Source organism: Paraburkholderia terrae, assembly GCF_002902925.1.
Taxonomy (GTDB): domain Bacteria; phylum Pseudomonadota; class Gammaproteobacteria; order Burkholderiales; family Burkholderiaceae; genus Paraburkholderia; species Paraburkholderia terrae.
This window is the reverse complement of the sequence record NZ_CP026112.1, coordinates 1,632,081-1,651,397: the sequence shown is the minus strand read 5'-3', so window position 1 is coordinate 1,651,397 and position 19,317 is coordinate 1,632,081. Positions and strand designations below refer to the sequence as shown.

Here is a 19,317-nt window from a genome sequence, read left to right as displayed (position 1 = left end):
CGCGCTTTCACTGCAACATGAAGGTCTCATACTCGAGCGAATCGAGCTTGCGGTCCAGCAGATAAAGACTCGCGAGCACGACGAGCAGCAGCGAGCCTGCAAATCCGTAGCCGTAGTAACCAGGGTTCAACGACAGCGTGATCGCCGTCAACACCACATTCGAAGCGACGAACGTACCCACCAGCAACAGCACGATCTTGCGTTTGTCGAGATAGAAGAACACGTTGATCGTGCCCATGAACACGACCTGCATGCTGGCGGCGATCACGTCGATATACAGCAGCGGCAGATACAGCGTCGATATTTGCAGCCATTGCAGCAGGATCGTGCCCGCCGCGAACAGCATCATCGCGGCGATCGCCTGCACTTTCATGATCTCCCAGATGCCGTTGCGCAACGCCTCGACCATTGCATTGCGCATGCGCTCGATATGCTGCAACGACGCGCCTTCGCGCACGGCATCGTAGAACGCGTCGTAGTATTCGACGAAGTCCGTTTCGATGCGCATCAGAAATACGGCCATGCCCGGAATGATCGCGAGATACGCGAGAAACACGGGAATGTCGTAAATGATCGATGCGCGGAGCGGACCGATCACCGGCTGTCCCGTGCCGGGTGAATACCAGAACATGAACTTGTCTGCCCAGATGCCGAGGTTATACAGAAAGCCCGTCAGCATCAGCGAAGGGTAACGGTACTGCTTGCGGAACATTTCGAACGAGATGAAATGGTCGCTGCGATAGTCGCGATAGATCAGCGCGAGCAGGCCTACCAGAAGCACCGTCTGTCCGATCACGAAGCCCGACAGCAGGCCCGTCAGACCGAACCGGTTCAGCGAGAGCGCCGCGCCCGTCGTCACCGCATAGCCGATGAAGAACACGACGATGATCGACATGTACTGCTTCATGCCCGACAGGAAGATCGTCGCGATCCAGATGTTGCCCATCACGACGAAACCCGCGAGCATCAGCAGGCGATACGCGGCCGTCTGCTGCGGAAAGAGAAAGACCACGGCGAGCCCGCCGAGCACAGTCGAAGCCACCGTGACGATGAACATCACCGCATGAAAATTCGGCAGCACGAGATCACGGCGCTTTTCGAACAAGCGGTCGGATGTGAAACGCGTGTACGCAAGCTGCAACGGCCCCGTCAACACGAGCGACAGCGAAATCAGATACGTGACCGACACCTGGAACTGCGTGATCAATCCCGTGGGCAACACGAACGGAATACTGAGCACGCCGATCAGCAGAATGCCGACGATCGACAGCACCCACGGCCCCGCGCCGATCAGGCCCGCGTACGTGTAAGCCTGCATCAGCCCCAGCAGCGTGTTGCGCCGGAGCATCTTGCGCAGTTCGAAACCAATGCCTGCCATGGTCGCGTGTTCCCGTTCAGTGAGGCATCTGCATCAGAAGGCCGGCTTCCGATGCGGGTGGATCGGCGAGATCGGCCTGCGCGGTGAGCCGCGCGTACAGATCGCGATAAGAGCCGACCATCTGGTCCTGCGTGTAATAGCGCTCGACGCGCGCAATGCCCGCCTGCTGCGCGGCATGCCAGTTGTCTTCGTCGAGCAGATCGAGCGCGGCTTCGGCCAGCGCGCGCGGATCGGCGATCTGCACGACGCGGCCCGCCGCGCCGAGCGCCGCGTCGTCGCCCTCCAGCCCGTAGATCAACTGGCGGCACGAACCCACGTCCGTCGTGACGGACGGCACGCCCGCCGCGAAGCCTTCGAGCACGACGAGCGGCAGCGCCTCCGAAATCGAGCTGAGCACGAGCACGCCGCATTTCGGCAGCAATTCGTCGATCTTCTGGAAGCCGAGAAACTTCACCTTGTCGTTCAGGCCGAGGCTCTCGACGAGCGCATGGCATTCCGCCGCATACGACGGGTCCTCGTTTTCCGGGCCGGCAATCCACGCTTCGGCATCGGGCATGCGGCGCACCACGGTCAGCATCGCGCGGATGAAGGTCTTGATGTCCTTGATCGGCACCACGCGGCCGATCAGGCACAACGTCTTCGGCACACCGGCGGCGCGCTGTGCGCGTAAAGGCGCGAGCTTCGGCAGATTCACGCCGTTCGGAATGTTGGCCGTTTTCGCTTCGGGCGCGCCGTCCATGATCTGCCGACGTCGATTGCCTTCATACAGCGCGATGATGTCTTCAGCCGCGTCGTAGCACACATGGCCGAGCGTTTCGAAGAAGCGCACCCACAGGTCGCGGAAATAGCCGATCTGCGACACGTCGCGTTCGAAGATACTGCGGTTGTCGCGTATCCATTCGCTCTGGAACAGATCGATCTTGCGTTCTTTCGTATAGATGCCGTGCTCCGACACGAGCAAGGGCCGCGCATGGCGATAGCGCGCGAGCGCGCCGAGAAAGCCCGCATATCCCGTCGATACCGTATGGAACATCTTCGCGCGCGGCAAACCCTCGGCAATCTTCGCGAGTTGCCACAGCGGCTTGTGCATGATGCGCACGGTCCAGAAGTAATCGACGAACGACGGGTCCGTGCAGAACTGCCGGTACTGGTCGGTCAGATAGTGCCAGGCTTCCTTCGAATAGAGAAACGCGTCTTCGCCCAATGCGCCGCCGGGGCGCAGGTCGTTCAGCATGTCCTTGAGCATGCGGCCTGCCGCGTGGCGCATCGCCGGGTTGCGCAATGCGTCGTGCAGATGCGCGGAGCGCATGAACGCGGACGCGTCGCCGCGCTGTTTGTGTACCAGCGGCGGCGGCGCGAAGTTGTACAGATAGTGGTTCTCCAGATGCACGACGTTGTCGGGCAGCGCGTACTGCATCTTCGGATAGTCCTGCGGACGGCTGCCGAGAAAGCACAGCGCGAACGAATACTCAGGAAACGCGCGGATCACCTGATTGACCCAGCTCGACACGCCGCCGCTCACATAAGGGAACGTGCCTTCGAGCAGCAGGGCAATATCGGCGGAATCCGCGTGCGGCAGTGACGGCGTTTTAGATGAGAACATGAGGGTGGCCTCAGATGGAGCGGGGCTGCGCGGCGCCCGGGCCGCGTGGCTTCCAGAAATCGAGAACGGCGGCCAGCGTCGGCGTCGCGGCGCGGTTGTCCATCTCGGCCAGCAGCTTGCGCACGCGCGCGAAATCGCGGCGCAGGTAAGCCGTTTCGGCGAGCCAGGGCAACATGCGCTCGCGCGGAAAGCCGCAATCAATCGCACGTTGCAGCATCGTGTCCGCGCCGTCGAGATCGCGTCGCGCGATGGCAAGACGGCCGCGCAGACGCCACAGTGCCGCGTCGTTCGGATCGTGTTCGAGCGCGGAGGCCGCAAAGCCGTCGGCCTGATCGGCGGCATTGCGGTACACGTCGCCCGTCACGAGATTTTCGTAAATCAGCTCGCTATACAGTTGCGCGAGCGTCCGGTTCGCGTGGGCGCGCTCCGCATCGCTCAATTCGGGATGCAGCTTCACATCGAGCTTCGGACGTTCGACGAGTATTTGCTGCGTGAGCGTTTTCTCGCGGTTGTCGAGAATGCCGTACGCGAGCAGGCGGATATCGTCGAGCGGATCGGCGAGCATGCCTTGCAGCAGCGGCGAGACGGTGCGCGCGGGCATCGTCTGCATCGCGAGCAGGGCGGTCATGCGAAACGACGTGCCCGCGTCCGCGTTCTGCAATTCCGCCTTCAGGCGCGCGCCGCGCCCATACGAGACCGTGCCGATCAGATTCGTGGCGAACTCGGGTTCCTCGACGAGTACGACGGGCAACTGCGCGCGTGGCCGTGGCAACGCGGCGGCAATCGCGAGCGCGCCGATCGAGCAAAGCATCCCGCCGACAGGTACCGCGAAGTTCAGAAACCACAGCGACGCGAGCAGTCCCAGGCGCGGCAGCCGATAGCGCGCGGGCATCATCTCCGCGAGGCCGAGCGACGTCGCGAGCGCGGCGCAGGCCTGCACGAGCAGGCATAGCAACAGCGTCTGCGTGTTCAGATGCGCGGCGGCCTGCAGCGTCGAAACGTCTGTGTTGACGAGACCGCCGAGCCATTCGGCGGACGTGTCGGACGTGCTGCGTGTCGCGATCATGAAGACGGCGATCTGCAACGCAAGCCCGAGCGCGACGAGCAGCACGCCAGCGAACGTGACGCGCGCGCCCGCAGGGCGGCTTCGATCGGTCGTGACGCCGTCAGAAGCGGACATCGCAGCGCTCCAGCAGGCGCCGCAGGGCGGCGATGGGTTCGTCGGCGGACACGGCCATCGAATGCACGGCGACGCGCGCCGCTTCGAAGTCGACGCCATATTGCGCGCGCAGATTCTCTTCGATCCGCAGCAGGTAGCCGTCGACGGCACTGTCGCCGGAAAGCGGCATCAGCGTGAGCACCACGCGATGCCGTTCGTCGCGCAACGGCCACTGCACATCGAGCGCGCGGCGGGTGCGCAGCACATGTTCGTACAGCGTCGTGCTGCGTTCGTCGTTATGAAACACGAGCGCGACGATCGACGACTGCACCTGCGTGTCGCGCTTCAGATGCACGAGCCGCGCATAATCGAGCGCGAAGGTGTGCGGGCACGTGGGGAAGGCCGTGAGCGTGTCGCGCGTGATGACGGCGTGCTGCACGCCGTCCGCGTAAAAGTTGCAGAGAACAAGCAGGAACTGCAGGTTGTCGCGCGTGAGCGCGAGAAACGGCAAGCGCTCGACGGCAAGCACGCCGACAGGATTCTTCTGTGCATCGATCAGCGGCACGACGGCGACGTAGCGGCTCAGCGACATGTCCTGATTCGCTTTCGATTCGACATGTACCAGCGTGCGCGTTTCGAGCGCTTCTCGCACGAGGGGATCGTCGGGATCGAACGCCGATGGCGCGCCAATCGATGCCCCCGCAGCTGTCGCCGGCTTGCCGCCGCGCCACGCATGCACGCTCGCGCTTTCGATCTGGCACGCTTGCGCAGCCGCTTCGAGAAACGGTTGCGCGCCGCGCAGATCGACGACGCCTTGCTGCGCTTCAGTCGGCTCCTGATTGAGGATCACGGTGCGCAGCCGCGCAAGCGAATCGCGCAGCGTCGCTGGACGTCCGAGCAGATCCTGTTCGAGCCGTTCATGCGAGATGCGCAGCATGAACTGGTTGCGCGTCAGAATGGACAGGCGTTCGGCGAGATAGTCGTTGGCGATGCGGCCTTGCCGCAGACGCGTGATCCAGATGTCGCCGAATTGCCCGCACAGCATCGTGACGACGAAGCCGCCGAGAAAGAAGCTCACGGGAAAGAGCCGCGTGTGCGGCGTCTCGATCAACGCACGCGCGAGCGAAACGGGCGCGGACGCGCCGCTGTAGCCGGGGTACAGCACGTACCACGAAGCCAGCAGAATCAGCCCGGAAAACACGCCCGCAATCGATCCATAACGCAGCGCGATCACGAGCGGCACGATCCAGATCCAGCCGAAGCCGCTTTGGACCAGCAGCGGATCGGCGTGATCGAAGGCCCAGCAGATGGCAATCGCGATCAGCGTCGCGACGATCGTTTCGAGCGTGGCGATCGTGCGCCGACGCGCGGAGCCGCGCGGCGGCGCGATCACGCGCGCCCACCAGGAACCCGCGCCGACGCTTTGCGCCTCGCGGCGTCGGCGCCGCCCGGGCGGCGCGGAGTGTTCGTTAGCCTGCGTGTTCATGGCGTTCGCCTTAAATCGAAGCCCGCTTCGATGATAGTCGTGGGGAGCAGGGCATGCCTCACCGCGCGAGCGGCGACAGCAGATCGCGCTCCAGCTTCTGCGCAACGCCCGATACGGCATCGCGGCTCCAGCCGGTGCGGCTGCCCGTGCCCGTCCACACGACCTTGCCCGTCTGCACGTCGATTACATCGAAGGTGAGGCCCACGGCCGGCTCGCCGTCCACGCCGACCTTATAGCGCCATTCGTTGACGGCACCCGTCAGCGCATAGCGCGCATTCTGCTGGCGCGCCCAGTTCAGCGCGTTCTGCTGCGCGTCCGGCTTCGCGGCGTCGAACAGCGTTTCGTCGTCGGCGCTCGCCGGGTAGCGCGACAGATTCGTGAAGCCGTAGGACGCGAGCAGGCTCTGGGCAATCGACGCCGCACGCTGCCCCGCCTGCGGCGTCTCGGTGTTGTTCGCGATAGGCAGAATCGCGAGGCTGTCGGTCTTCGCGATCGCGGGCGGCGCGCTGCGATCAACGACGGCGCAGCCCGCGAGCGTGAGCGCCATCAACGCCAACGCTGATGCAAACAACGTCGACGCGCGTGCGCGAAGGTTCTTGCTGTGGTCCATGTCATTCTCCTCAAAGGCTCTTCAATACAGATACCGATAGCGCACGCCGACTTCCTTCACGGAAGTCGAATGATTCGACGAGACGCCCTGATACGCGCCGTACAGCAGCATCTGATCGTTGCCGAAGACGCTGCCCGCCAGGCCGAGTTCCGCCTGACCCGACCAGCCCGCGCGCGAATCGCGGATCGGGCCGCCCGCGAATATTGGCCGCCATGCTTTCGAATACTGCTCGGGCAGATCGTCGCCGAACGAAAACAGCAGGCCGCCTTGCGTGAAGGTCTGCGGCATGAAGGACGCGGCCGTGAACGGCGTGTTCTGCGGCAGCAGCACGCGCAGCGGCTCGCCCGGCGTGCCCGTCGCGTTGTACTGACCGTGTGCGAAGACGGCGCGGATCGTGTAGTCGGGGTAATCGGCCTTGATCTTGTAGCCGAAGTTCGCTTCGACGAGACTGCCGTTGCCCAGATACGAACGGTCCTGGCCGTGAAAGCGCGCGTACTCGTAGCGCGCGCCGCCGAACCAGTGCGGATCGAGCCGGTAATTGAAGCCGAGCGTGGCAAGGTCTTTAGTGCCGCCCACCGTCAGTTGCGTCGATTCCGTCGCGGCCTGGTTGTAGCCGAGCGCATAGGTCAGCGTGAGGCGCTGCGAGACGTTGTACGTGCCTTCGACGCGCGCCGTCGTGAAGTCTTCGAGCGCATTGCGGCGGCCCAACGTGACGTGCTCTTCGTCGTATTGGCCCTTGTGGCCATAGATCGCCTCCGCGAGGCGGTCGTGTTTCGGCGCGTAGGCGAGTTGCGAGCCGTCCACGGTCTGGTCGCGCTGCTGGTAGCGAAACTGCAGGTTCTGCGAGGGCGTGAGGCGCACGCTGCCCGTCGCGGATTCCTCGGTGAAGCGCAGCGAGCCCTGATCGACATAGCGGAATGCGCCCGCCAGCGCCTGCGCATTGCTGAGCAGTTGCTCGCGCGCCATCGCCTGCATCACTTCGTCATTGGGCTCGCGCGTGAGCGAGTCGACTGCGCTGGTTTGCGCGGCGGACGTGCGGCCCGTGAGTGCCTGCGCATCGGCGCGGGCCTGCCTCGGAATCAGATCGGGCAACGTGTCGAGCAGGCGCGACAGTTCGTTGACGTCGCCGTCGTTGATCGCGAGTTGCGCTTCGGCGTAGATGGGACGCTGGCTGTCGTCGATATATTGCTTTTCGAGCCAGGCGCGCTCCATGTCCGACGCCTCTTCGTTCTGCGCCCAGGAAATGGCCGCCTCGCGCGCGATGGCCGAATAGAGGCGCTGGCTCTTGCGGATCTCGTCCTGCTTCGCGGGCGGCAACTGGCCGATGTCGCCAAGCTCGGACGCAGCCGCCTGGTTGTCGCCCGCGCCGTTGCGATCGGCGCGCAGCAGGTCGATCAACACCGCGCGCGAGCGGTCGCCGCCCGCGTACAACTGCGTGAGCGCGACATAGCGGCCGCGCAGATCGTCCTGCTCGGCGGCGGGCAACGGCGCTGCTTTCGACGGATCGCGCCGGCGGCGAGCCAGTTCGAGCCAGACCTGCTTGCGCACTCGCCACGCTTCATCGACGCGGCCGGTCAGTTCCAGTGCGTCCGCGAACGTGAGACGCCACAACGGGCTTTGCTGCGCTTGCGCGGCCTGCTTGTGGAGATAATGCAGCGCCTTGCGCCCGTCGCCGAGCCGCAACCATGCCGCGCCGTACGCGGGCCATAGCTGCGGATCGCTCTCCGCGTCGCCCGCATGACGGCGCAGCGCGGCGAGCAGGGCGGCATCCGTGCCGCGCTCGTTCAGCACCCAGATGTAGGCCGCGCGCGCTTCCGAGTTATTCGGATCGAGCGCGGCGGCGCGCTCGATGTCGCGCAGCGCGGCATCGTTGGCGCCCGTCTGCCGTTCGTATTCGGCGCGTGCGAGCAGGAACGTGGCCGACTGCTCGGCGGCCTTGAGTTGTTCGGGCGTGAGGGAGGCGAGCAAGATCCTGATGCGGCCCCACGCGTGCGCGCGCTGATAGCCGTACAACGCTTCCGACAGCATCCGCGGCGGCCCGCCATGACGATACGCGTATTCCGCTAGGCGGCCCGCGTCGAGCGGCGAGTCGTTGAAGAAGTTCGTCATCACCTCGTAGTCTTGCGCATCGGCCTTGCCGCCCACGATCAACTGGCGATAGCCAAGTCTCGCATCGCGCGTGTTCTGGTTCGAGTCGGCGAGCAGCGAGTAGAAGCGCCAGAATTCATCGTTCGACGCGGGCGCGCCGCGCTTCGCTTCATTCATCGCCGCGAGCGCCGCGTCGAACTGCGTGCGCGTATACAGCATCGTGCCGATCTTCAACCCGTAGGCTGCGTTCGGCCCGTATTCGCGTTCGAGATCGCGCCATGTGCGTAGCGCGAGATCGTCGTCGCCCTTGCGTTCGGCGACTTGCGCATAACGTTCCATGGCCTGGCGGCGCAACGGGCCATTGAAGCGCGTGCGCAGAAAGCTCAACGCGGAATCGGGATCGGCGATGCGTTCGTACGAGAAGACGACGGCATCGAGCAGCTTCAGATTGCCCGGCTGCTGGTCAGCCTGATGCAGCGTGACGGCGAGCATCGCGGTGTTGTCGTTGAGTCCGGGCGCGAGACGCGCGACCTTCTTCCAGTCGTCGTCGGTGCCGCGCATCTTCGCGATGACGGCGTAGTTGGCGAGCGCGATGTCCTGACGCCGGTTCCATTCCGCGACTTGCGCGAGACGCTCGCGCCATGGGATCGACTGCGGATCGCGGTCGACGGCTGTTTGCGCGATGCGCTGCGCGTTCGCGACGTCGCCGTTCGCGAGGAACACGCGATACGCGAGTTCGTAATCGGACTCGGCTGCGTCGCTCGTGGGCGTCGGTGTCAGTGGGACAGCAGCGGGTGCTGTCGTTGCAATGCGTACGACGCGGGCTGTGGTTCGAGTGTTGGAAGCATTGTTTAGCGCGTGACGTAGCGCCGCGCCGCGCGAAGGGTGCGGCCGATACCACACCGCGCGCAGCCACACGCCACGCGTCGTGCGATGCTCGACGGTGCCTGGGTCCGCCGCGCGCTTCGGCACGAACGACGCACGCCGCGCAAGCGCCTGCTCATGATCCAGCGCGGACATCTTCATCAATCGCTTCACGTACTTCGACGCCAGATCGGGACGCCCCGCAGCCAGCGCGAGATTGGCGAGAAAGCGCAGTGTTTCAGGATCATCGGCAAGATCGCCGATATGCTGATCGGCCGCCTGCATCGTCGCCGGCATGTCGTTGCCCGATTGCAGCGCGCGCAATCCGGCGATGAACGCGGCACGCTTCTCGTCAAGCGTGGTGGCTTGCGCTTGCACCGCGAACCACGCATCGGCGGCGGCGCGATGCTGCTGGTTGCCCAGCTGCGTTTGCGCGAGCTCGGCCAGCCACTCGCGCGCATGCGCCCGATCGGACTGCGCGAGCAGCGTGTAGTAGCGCGCGGCGAGATCGTTGTCGCTCAGCCCGCGTGCCTGCTGCGCGAGCATCTTCAATTGCTCGATGTCCCACTTGTAGCCGAGCGCTTCGTGCAGCAGCGCATCGAGTTCGCGCATGCGCTTGGGCCGCGCTGGATCGTTCGGTTTCAGTGAATACAGACGTTGCTGCGCGAGCGACACGCGAATGGCCAGCGCGCTTTGTCGCGCGTTCGGATCGTTGGAGCGCGATAGACGGTCGAGGATGCGCGTCGCATCCGAGATGCGCTGCCCCTTCAGGTATTCACGCGTAAGTTCGGAGAGCACTTCCGCGTTGTTCGGATCGACGCGCAGCCATGCTTCGAGATAGGCGATCGTGAGACTGTCGACCTTGGCGCCTTCGAGCAGCCGCGATTCAATTCTCTCGCGCGGAAAGGCGAGCGCCAGCATCACGCCGACCAGCAGGCCGAGCACGAGAATCACGGCGGGCGAAAAGAGCCGCTGCCGCTCAGGTGTCGCAGGCGACGTCGACATGCAGTTGACGATAGTCGTTGGTGGTACCGATCACGGGGCGCTTCGTCACGCGGCATGCGCCGGCGTTGGCGATGCGGAACATCGGCGCGACGTGCGAGCGCAGATCGAACGAAAAGCCGTTGCGCGTGCGCACGAAGTGGTCGAGCATGCCGTTGGCTTCGGCGAGATAGGGCACAGCGTGTGCCGCCGACTGGTCGATTACGGCGAAGCGCGCGGTGCCGTCGCCCGTCAGATGCACATAGGTGCCGCCCGGTCCCGGCAGATAGCCCGCGACACCCGTCGCGTTCGACATGTCGGGCACCTTGCCGGCGGGAAGCCGCACGGTGCGCAGATTCGCTTCGTTACGCACGACCCAGACGTTGCTGCCCGGCTCCTGAGAGATGCTGGTGTCGAGCCAGTCGAGCACCTTGCGCGCGTATTCAGAGGTGAAGACGGGCGTGACGGGTTGCCTGAGCACGGTATCGAAGATCTGCTGCAGCGCTTTCATCGACGCGTACTTCGTGCCCGTGAACATGTGGTAGTAGATGTCCATCGGCTTGAAGCGAATCGGCTTGTCCGTCATCGCGAAAGTTTCGAGCACGCGCGAGAAGCCATAGAACGGGCCATGCCACAGGTCCGTATACAGCTCTTCGTTCTGGTTGGGCGCGAATATCTGGTAGTAGCCGTTCTTCATCACGCCGAGCGGCGCAATCGCCGTCCAGCTTGGAAAGCGCTTCGTGATCAGCGTGTCGCCGCCGTTCAGGTTAAGCACACCCGCTTCGTACGCCGCCTTAAGAACGGGCGAGGGCACCTGGCAATCGCCGCTCCACAACACCATGCGCACGGGCTTCGACGTTGGCGCGACGTTGCGGTCGATATAGTCGATCGAGCCTTTGATCTCGCGGTCGATATTGAACCGGTAGCCGGGAATGTCGATGGACAGGCCGCTGCTGTTCGTCTGGCTGCTGCCTTCCGTCGGCGTGTCGCGCGTGTCGGAGACGCCCAGGCCCGTGACGCGCATCCATTGCAGCGGGTGCGTGTAGGTATGGGTTGCGACTTCGACATTCGGCAACTCGAAGATCTGTCTGCCGATCGTGCGCAGGTGCGGCGCGAAGCTTTTGAACGGGCCTTCGTCGCTTACCTCGCCCTCGATCAGCGAGACGGTGGTGGGCATGCCGGAGTCGCGCAACAGCGCATACAGCATGTCGCCCGAGTATTGCGGCGTGATGTCGGAGTTGGGCGGCGTGTAGTTGGTGTACTCGGCGCGCGAGGCAAACCCGTCGCCGTCGATATGCGACATCAGCAGGCGCCGGCCGTTTTCTGTCGTCGTGTCCGGCACGGGCATGTCATGGTTCAGGCGCAACGCAGCGCCCAGAAATTCGATGGGTTGCGCAACCCAGCGCGCCTGATTAACGGCATCCAGCTCGTACACGCCGAACGGGCGCATCGCATAGCCGCCCCACGGCGTGATGCCCGCGCCGTCGATCACGAAGTCGCCCGAGCGCAGCCGCAGCAGCGAACGGCTATGGGGACCGACGCGGATCGGCGTGAAATCCCGCGCCAGCGGATGCGGCTTCATTTCGAAGCCCATCATCTTCGGGTCGTACGATTCGACGTCGAGCTTGCCGTTAGACGGCGCGCCGGCCACCGTTTCGAGATCGAGTTTCTTCGCGAGATCGGCGTCCATCTGCGTGCCGAATGTCGTGAACACGGCAACGGGAATCTTCGCGTCGATCTGCGCGGTGAGCCAGTCGCGATACGCCTTGCTGTTCGGCACCTGGCCCTCGAGCCATAGCACGATGGCCGCATAGCGGTCGCGAAGATCGCCTTCGGGCATCGGGTCGCGCGCATCGCGATAGTCGATCCGGTAGCCAAGGTAGTTGAGCGGCATCGCCAGAAAACGCACGCCCGGCGACACGTTCAGGTCCGTGCGCCGCGGTGGGTCCTGGATCACGAGAATACGACGTTTGGCGGGCTCGACGGCGCCGACGCCCATCGTCGCCAGCGCGCCGTCTGTGACGTAAGGCACGATGCCTTGCGCCCTGATCTTCGCGACGGTGTCCTGCTGGCAAGCGCGATCGGCGGGCGCGCAATAGTCGATCGAGATGACGGGGAGGTGATATTGCTCGCGTATCGTCCTCGCCTGTCCGAGCAGCCATGCGCGGTCCTGTTCGGAGACTTCCGTATAGCGCTGCTTCGATTGATCCCAGCTGCGATACAGCGATTCGAACGCAACCGCATACACGAGGTCGTGTACCTGCGGAAGAATCTCGAAGCCGCGATTGAAGATCAGCTTTGCATCGGGATAGCGCGTTTTGATCGCGCGAATCACATTGGCCAGTCCTTGTATCTGCCCAGCGCGTGCTTCGTCCGTCTTCGCAACGAGTTGCCACGAATCCATCGTGTCGAGAAAGAAGCCCCGATAACCTTTGTCCCAAAGCGGCTTGATGACATGCTCGACAAAGAACGCGGGCCATTCGGGCTGGCTTTGATCGATCACGCGCGATGCCCATGCTTCGTTGTGTCCCGCCAGCCAGCTCTTCGGCAGATCGGCGTAATAGCTGCGCGAGGGCAGCACTTCGCCGACGCTCGCATAAGCGAACCACGTGGTATGCGGCAAGCGATGCGCAAGCGGATCGAAACCGCTATCGGGTTCGACGACGGCTGCGTCGAATGCAGAAAGCATTTCTACGGGCGGGGACTTGCCGTAATAGAGCGCAAATGAAGGTTGCGTGACGGACGGGGTGATGTCGTCGGCAAAGGCAGAATGAAAGGGCAATACCAGTGCAATGACAAGAAAACCTGGCCTGCCAATTCGCTGCAAACGCGCGGTGCAAACCGCCAGGCACACTCGCATGAATGCGAAAATGATTTCCCTCAAATAACGATGCAATTCGCTTGGCGTCATTGACAGAAAAAGTGTTCTGCTGATCTGAACGGGCAGATTGATGTTGTGACGTCTTGTTATGCTCAATTGCGTCAGCGCCTATCATAGACAACATTCAGGTGTGCGCCTAGCCTCATTCTTGCTTGAGAACACACTCTGTTGCGAATGAAGCGTGTGTTTTAAAAGTGATGCGCTTTTAGATTCGCGAAGCATAAGGGTTTGTGCTAAAGCGAATAAAACGCTTAAAGCTATTTTGAGTGAGATTACCGATCCGGTTTTCGGATGCGGTGATACCAGTTCATCAATGGCGTTGCGCTTATGCCATGCACGATGACAGAAGAAGTGATGACGGCGAGCGTCAACGGCACGAGGGGAAGCAGGTCTTGCATGTGACGTTGCTGCATCGACTCCAGTGCGAGCGCAAGGTAATAGAAAGACCCGATGCCGCGAATGCCGAACCAGCTCATCAAGCGGCGCTGCGCATGCGCGGCATTCGACCCGAGCAATGATGCCTCGACGGCGAGTGGTCTCACCACGATAAAGAGCGCCGCGATCAGTACCGCGCTTTGCCACGTGAAAAGCGATGCGCCGGAAGTCGCGAGCACGTTGCCGACGATCATCATTACGACGACTTCGGCGATGCGTTCCAGTTCGATGGTGAAGCCGAGCACCGATTCGGCCATGAAGGCGTGGGCCTTGCGCGGATCGGAGGCCGTCGCGACGACGTCTTCCGAATCGACGGTGCCGATCGCTTCGCGCGCCGACCGGCTGCCGCTTGCACGATGCTCGACGCCGCGCATCGCAACGCCCGCTGCAAAGACGGCAACGAAGCCGTTGCAGTGTACAAGCAGGGCGGCGCCGTAAGCGAGGCCAATCAGTCCTAGCGCAAAAAAGCCTTCGAGGCCGAGTGCCTGTGCGTGCCGCGTGCGTAACCATGCGACGGACTTGGTGGTCATCCAGCCGAGCAGGCCGCCTATCACGAGGCCGCCGGGAATCCCCGCGATCGCTTCGAATGCGATGCGCCAGCCGCTCGCCTCGTTTCCGTGCGGCGCGCCGGACGTGCATAGGGCGAGTCCCAATAGCACGAACGGCAACGCGATGCCGTCGTTCAGTCCGCCTTCGCCCGATAGCGAAAAGCGCAGCAGGTCGAGATCGTCGGAATCCTGGACGCCCACATCATGCGCGAGCACGGGGTCGGTCGGTGCAAGGATGGCCGCGAGCAGTAACGACGGACCCCAGTCGAGATCGAGCAGCAATACGCCGACGAGGGTGAGCAGCGGTATCGTCAACACCATCGCGACGAAGCCGAGCCGCAGCGGCAAGGTCCACATGGGCGCGAAGAGCGGCAGCCGCAGACGCAGCCCGATCGCGAACAGCGAGACGAGCAATGCGACTTCCGTGACGGGGCGCAGTATGTGCGCGTCGCGGGCGAGGTCGAGTTGCAGCAGCCCGAGACCGGACGGCCCGAGCGCATAGCCGATGGCGAGGTAGAACATCGCCGCGGACAACGGCAGTCGCTTGAACGTCGTGGCGGCGACGCCCATGAAAATCAGCACGCCGCCAACGATCAGATACCACCAGACAGTCTCTTCGTCCATCAGCAGGTGACGCGCGGCGCGTTCATGGCGCGCGGCTGAACGCTTCGCGCAGCTTGCGTTTGGCCTGCTCCAGCGTGCTCTTTCGCGATTTCGGCAGGTTGCGGCCTGCGCGGTTGATATAGAAGTTGAGCATCGACATCGCCGACTGATATGGCGTGCCTTTGCGCCGTTTGCTGCGCGTCGACGAGCGCTTCAGCGATTGCGCGACTTCGTCGGCGGTTCCTGTTCTGAAGATGTCCTTCTCGATGTCCATCGCGTCACTGGTCTCCATCACGTGATGCGACCAGTACTTCGAGTTCTTCCCCGGGCGGCTCGATGCCGCTTTTCGCGCGCGGTGCGCGGCGCTCGCCTGGGAATGACGCTGGCGCGGTGGACGGCCGCCTCGGGCGCGCGTCGATGGATGCGCCACTGTGGTTTTCTTCGCGCGCGATGTTCCGCTGCGCTTGCTAGTGCTGGCCATCATGTTCCCCATCAACCCAAATCCGCCCGCTATGCCGGCGTTGCGTAGCGAGCGAACGGGTACTGCGTCGATTATGTCGGAGAAGCGCGGCTTGCTCTACAGCTTCACGCCGCCCGCTTCGGGCGCATTCGACGATCCGGGCGCGATGTCGCCGACGCCGAGCTCATCCTCCCGGCCCCAGTATGGCTCGCGTCCATAGTATTGATGGATCGACGTGGCCCACGTGGAATCGGCCATCGACGGCCAATGATCCTTGTCGAAGCCCGGCGCGTTCTTCACGCTTTCCGTCGGCATGTCGAGCAGGAAACACTCGCGGTCCACGTCGAGCGTGAGCGCGCTCCATGGAATCGCGAGCAGCTTGTCACCGATGCCGAGAAAGCCGCCGCTTGACAACACCGCATACGCGATGCGGCCCGAGCGCACGTCGAGCATGATGTCCTTGATCTTGCCGATGTCGTCGCCGTCGGCGCTCAATACCTTGTCGCCGTCCAGCGTATCGGCCGCCATCACTTCCGGGCCCGGTCCGCGATGCCGGCCGCGGCTCGTGCCGACGATATCCGCTCCACCGCGTGTCTGGTTCTGTAACGTCATGATGGTTCTCCCTGGGTTGGTCCGTACGGATCATGCGTATAGCAGTGCTCAGGCAACCTTCAAGCAACCACTATTCCTGTCAACCGGCTTCGCCTACTTCGACCGGATCGGGCAATTCGGGCAGATCTTTCGATGTGTCGGGCGGTTCCGGCTCGCCGCGCGGCGCGTTGTCCGGGCGGGCGGTCGAGTTGTCGTGGGAGGTTGGGTCGCGGGTCATGTTGGCGCTCCTGTCTGTGTGCGGAAATGGTCGTGACAGGAGCGCTGCACGTGGCGTGCCACGCGGCACGCCTTGCAGTGTCGGACGAATACGAAGGGTGTCGAGGATTCAGGGACGCGCGGCGATCTCGTCGAGATGTTCGAGCAGATCGGAGGGGTCTTCGTAGACGCGCAGCGCGCCCGCACGTTCGAGTTCTTCCTGGCCGTAGCCACCCGACAGCAGGCCCACACCGAGCGCACGGCAGCGACGGGCAGCCAGCATGTCCCAGATGCTGTCGCCGACCACGACGGCATGCTCGATCTGCACCTTCAGCCGATGCGCTGCGGCGACGAACAGGTCGGGATCGGGCTTCGCGTACTTGACGTCGTCGCGCGTGACGACGACTGTCTTCGACGGATCGACGCCGAGCGCTTCCAGATTGACGGCCGCCGTTTCCATGCGGCCGCTGGTCGCGATTGCCCAAGGCGTACCGCTTTCCGTTAACGCGGCCAGCAACGCCTGCGCACCGGGCAGCGGACGCACCTGGGCGTGCAACTGCTTGTAAGCGCGAGCATGCGCGCGCCGCAAGCGCTCGACGCGTTCGGCGCTCATGTCGCCGCCTGTCTCGCGCAACAGCTGATTCGTGAACAGCCCGCCGCTCATGCCGATCTTGCGATGGATGCGCCACACCGATAACTCGATGCCTTCTTCGTCGAGCGCTTCCTTCCATGCGAGCACATGCTGATACACGCTGTCGACGAGCGTGCCGTCGAGGTCGAACAGAAAAGATGTCGAAATACGCATGAAGTGTTCTCCTTGGTCTGAATGGCATGCCGCGCAACTTTATATTGCGCCCTTTATCGCACGAAAGATTTACGTCCTCTTTGTAATTATCAAACGCCGCAGCGTGTGTGTGCAGCGCTGCGGCATCTGACCGCGTACGAAACCCGCCGGGAAAACAGCGTTTTCGGGCCGCAAAGCGAGAGTGGGCGCGGCTTCGCAGGGCACGCCGCTTGCTCGATTCGGCGATGACAGCAACAGGATTTTCGCGGTCGTCAGCCGCTTTCATTTCATTCAAAAGGGTACGCAGATGAAGAACAGAACGACATGGATCGTCGCGGCATTGCTCGCGCTGTCGGGAAGCGCTTTTGCGCAGGGCGGCGGCAATGGCAACGGTGGCGGTGCAGCGGGCGGCGGCGGGAACGGCGCCGGTATGAGCTCATCCGATCAGACGATGGCCGCGTCGGGCACGCATGCGTCGTCGAAGGCGCAGCACAAGAAGTCGACTTCGCACAAGAAGCCGGCCACGGATACGACCAACATGCCGGGTGCGGACGCCAGCAGCGATACGAAGGGGCAGTAATCTGACAGACATGTCCGGCGCGAAGGTGGCACCGGACCTGCAACGTAGACGGGAGAAACCATGACGAAGGCAGCTTTGAAGCATCTGATACTCGCGCTCGCCGTCGTGTCGATATCGCTCGGCGCGGGCTGCAAGAAGGCGGACAACAGCACCACCGACACGGCCACGGGCGCCAGTGCGCCTGCCGCAACGGACAGCGCCATGGGCGCGAGCGGCGCCGCGGCGGCATCGGGCGCGAGCCAGTGACGCGTGGAGTAATTGATTTGGTACCGTGCTGCTTCATCGAGGACTTGAAGCAGACGGTACGACAGCGGCACGTGGCGATCCGCGCAGCGGACGGAGCATGCAACTGCGTTCTGTTCGACCGGCGATCCACCGTTGCGCGGCACTACGATCGGCCGCGGCAACACGCACGGCGCCGCATGTGGAGGTGATGCGATGCGATCGAAGATTCACTATCAGAGCAACATCTGTGGCGGCGATTTTCAGCACGTGAAAGACTGCTTTCATGTGTGGAAGCAGCAGCCGCTCGTGTACCGGATGAGTCAGCACATGTTCGAAGGCAAGCGCGAAGTTCGGCCACTGGCGGACGACTGCGTATTCGAAGATGCGGAAGTCGCGCAGCGCACGCTTGCGAGTACGTGCGGGCCAAACGATAGCTACGCGCTGGCCGCACAGATTCACAGCAGCGAACGCGACATGTGGCTGGTCATGGCGGCGTACGAAGAGTAAGGCGGCGACACAGGTTCACGCGGGACGGGCGGCGCGCTTTCGCGTGTTCGCCTGCTTGCGCAGCGCGCTCGACCTTGTGAGCAGCGTTGCGAGCCGCGCGCGCTTTTCCACTTGAACGAGCAGCGCGGCGAATGCCGCTTCGTCGACCTTCATGTGGCGCTTCGTGCGCTGCGGCAGCAGGCTTTGCAACTCGCCGGCTTCAAAGGCCGCAATCACTTCAGGGTGGATATAGCAGCGCTTGCATACAGCAGGCGTGTTGCGCAATAGCGTGGCCACTTCTTTCACGGTCGCGACGACATGACGGCGCGTATCAGCGGCGCTTTCGCACACCAGCTGGCGCAGCACCGCCATCGCATAGACGCTGCCCGCCCACGTGCGATAGTCCTTCGCCGAGAAGTCCGCGCTGCTGATGTCGCGTAAGTACTCGTTGATATCGGCGGAGCCGATCGTATGGCGCGCGCCGTCTTCGTCGATGTACTGGAACAGGTCGTGGCCCGGCAACTCCGCGCACCTGCGCACAATACGCTTGACGCGCGCATTGTCGACGGTCACGTCGTGCTCGATGCCGCTCTTTCCCGCGAACCGGAAACGCACTTCGCCCGCGCGAATCTTCACGTGCTTCTTGCGCAGCGTGGTAAGGCCATAGGACTGGTTGTCGCGCGCATATTCGACGCTGCCGATCCGGATCAGTGTTGTATCGAGCAGATGCACGACGGCCGCAATCACCTTCTCGCGTGGCATGCCTTCGCGCGCCAGATCGCGTGCGACTCGCGCTCGTATCTTCGGCAGCGCATGCCCGAACGCGGCCATGCGGCCGAACTTGTCGGCGTCGCGCGTTTCGCGCCATTGAGGGTGGTAACGGTACTGCTTGCGGCCCCGCGCATCGCGGCCCGTCGCCTGAATGTGGCCGCGCGGGTCGGGGCAGATCCAGACATCGGTGTAGGCGGGCGGTATCGCGAGTGCGTTGATGCGCGCAATCTGCGTTTCGTCGTCGATGCGTTTGCCGTCGAGATCGAAATAAACGAATACGCCTCTGAGCTTTCTGCGCGTGAAGCCTGGCCGTGTGTCGTCGGCATGCCGCAGTCCCGCCGGCATCGCGGTGGACAGTCCCTTGGCGATCGCATCGATCGCGTTGCGTGTCATCGTTTTCATTTCTCGCTTTCCGGTCTTGTGTAGCGGACATGCAGTGACGCGCTAACTTTGTGCAATAGCAATGCCTGAACCTTCGTCACTGTTGCAGTCGAACGCGCTGCACGCGTTGGGCATCGAACTTGCTCGCTCAATGAGCAAACGTGAACAAACGCTGCTTACTCAAAGA

16 protein-coding genes are annotated in these 19,317 nt (G+C 63.4%); 3 read left to right on the top strand and 13 right to left on the bottom strand.

Going from position 1 to position 19,317, the window contains the following annotated elements; translation table 11 throughout:
- Window positions 1–7 precede the first annotated feature (7 nt).
- The 12 genes from pelG to C2L65_RS23520 form a co-directional block, all read right to left on the bottom strand.
- On the bottom strand, window positions 8–1,378 hold the full coding sequence (gene pelG / locus C2L65_RS23570; protein ID WP_042308280.1) for an exopolysaccharide Pel transporter PelG: 1,371 nt from the start codon (window positions 1,376–1,378) through the stop codon (window positions 8–10).
- Between the two features lie 16 nt (window positions 1,379–1,394).
- Entirely contained in the window at window positions 1,395–2,981 is a 1,587-nt protein-coding gene (gene pelF / locus C2L65_RS23565; protein ID WP_042308277.1) for a GT4 family glycosyltransferase PelF, read from the bottom strand.
- A gap of 10 nt (window positions 2,982–2,991) precedes the next feature.
- A complete protein-coding gene (locus tag C2L65_RS23560) occupies window positions 2,992–4,161 on the bottom strand; it encodes a tetratricopeptide repeat protein (protein ID WP_042308275.1) in 1,170 nt (389 codons plus the stop codon).
- Window positions 4,148–5,626, bottom strand: a complete 1,479-nt coding sequence (locus C2L65_RS23555; protein ID WP_042308273.1) for a PelD GGDEF domain-containing protein — start codon at window positions 5,624–5,626, stop codon at window positions 4,148–4,150. The genes C2L65_RS23560 and C2L65_RS23555 overlap by 14 nt, the downstream gene beginning before the upstream one ends.
- 58 nt (window positions 5,627–5,684) lie before the next feature.
- Complete coding sequence (locus C2L65_RS23550) at window positions 5,685–6,236, bottom strand: transporter (RefSeq protein WP_042308271.1); 552 nt, start codon at window positions 6,234–6,236, stop codon at window positions 5,685–5,687.
- Between the two features lie 21 nt (window positions 6,237–6,257).
- Window positions 6,258–10,193, bottom strand: a complete 3,936-nt coding sequence (locus C2L65_RS23545) for a tetratricopeptide repeat protein (protein WP_042308270.1) — start codon at window positions 10,191–10,193, stop codon at window positions 6,258–6,260.
- Window positions 10,168–13,080 (bottom strand): bifunctional glycoside hydrolase/polysaccharide deacetylase family protein, encoded by a 2,913-nt coding sequence (locus tag C2L65_RS23540; protein ID WP_042308269.1) that lies wholly within the window; start codon window positions 13,078–13,080, stop codon window positions 10,168–10,170. Before C2L65_RS23540 ends, C2L65_RS23545 begins: the two co-directional genes overlap by 26 nt.
- Before the next feature lie 242 nt (window positions 13,081–13,322).
- On the bottom strand, window positions 13,323–14,657 hold the full coding sequence (locus C2L65_RS23535; protein ID WP_042308261.1) for a cation:proton antiporter: 1,335 nt from the start codon (window positions 14,655–14,657) through the stop codon (window positions 13,323–13,325).
- Between the two features lie 22 nt (window positions 14,658–14,679).
- Window positions 14,680–15,129 carry a DUF3175 domain-containing protein gene (locus tag C2L65_RS23530; protein ID WP_042308259.1) on the bottom strand — a complete coding sequence of 150 codons (450 nt, stop codon included), beginning with the start codon at window positions 15,127–15,129 and terminating at the stop codon, window positions 14,680–14,682.
- An 84-nt stretch (window positions 15,130–15,213) separates the two neighbouring features.
- Window positions 15,214–15,708, bottom strand: coding sequence for a PRC-barrel domain-containing protein (locus C2L65_RS23525; RefSeq protein WP_042308257.1), 495 nt, complete (start codon window positions 15,706–15,708; stop codon window positions 15,214–15,216).
- Between the two features lie 79 nt (window positions 15,709–15,787).
- The gene (locus C2L65_RS46200; RefSeq protein WP_167306574.1) at window positions 15,788–15,925 is read right to left on the bottom strand and encodes a hypothetical protein; all 138 of its coding nucleotides are present in this window, start codon (window positions 15,923–15,925) and stop codon (window positions 15,788–15,790) included.
- A 108-nt stretch (window positions 15,926–16,033) separates the two neighbouring features.
- Window positions 16,034–16,708, bottom strand: coding sequence for an HAD family hydrolase (locus C2L65_RS23520; protein ID WP_042308255.1), 675 nt, complete (start codon window positions 16,706–16,708; stop codon window positions 16,034–16,036).
- A 286-nt stretch (window positions 16,709–16,994) separates the two neighbouring features.
- On the opposite strand from C2L65_RS23520, the gene C2L65_RS23515 reads away from it, so the two are divergent.
- The 3 genes from C2L65_RS23515 to C2L65_RS23505 all read left to right on the top strand — a co-directional run bounded on the left by C2L65_RS23515 (window position 16,995) and on the right by C2L65_RS23505 (window position 17,999).
- Window positions 16,995–17,267: a hypothetical protein gene (locus C2L65_RS23515; protein WP_042308303.1), complete on the top strand. Its 273-nt coding sequence runs from the start codon at window positions 16,995–16,997 to the stop codon at window positions 17,265–17,267.
- Between the two features lie 60 nt (window positions 17,268–17,327).
- On the top strand, window positions 17,328–17,513 hold the full coding sequence (locus C2L65_RS23510; protein ID WP_042308254.1) for a hypothetical protein: 186 nt from the start codon (window positions 17,328–17,330) through the stop codon (window positions 17,511–17,513).
- A gap of 192 nt (window positions 17,514–17,705) precedes the next feature.
- Window positions 17,706–17,999 carry a hypothetical protein gene (locus C2L65_RS23505; RefSeq protein ID WP_042308302.1) on the top strand — a complete coding sequence of 98 codons (294 nt, stop codon included), beginning with the start codon at window positions 17,706–17,708 and terminating at the stop codon, window positions 17,997–17,999.
- A 15-nt stretch (window positions 18,000–18,014) separates the two neighbouring features.
- On the opposite strand, the gene C2L65_RS23500 is transcribed toward C2L65_RS23505, so the two are convergent.
- Window positions 18,015–19,151: a DNA topoisomerase IB gene (locus C2L65_RS23500; RefSeq protein WP_042308252.1), complete on the bottom strand. Its 1,137-nt coding sequence runs from the start codon at window positions 19,149–19,151 to the stop codon at window positions 18,015–18,017.
- Between the last annotated feature and the right edge of the window lie 166 nt (window positions 19,152–19,317).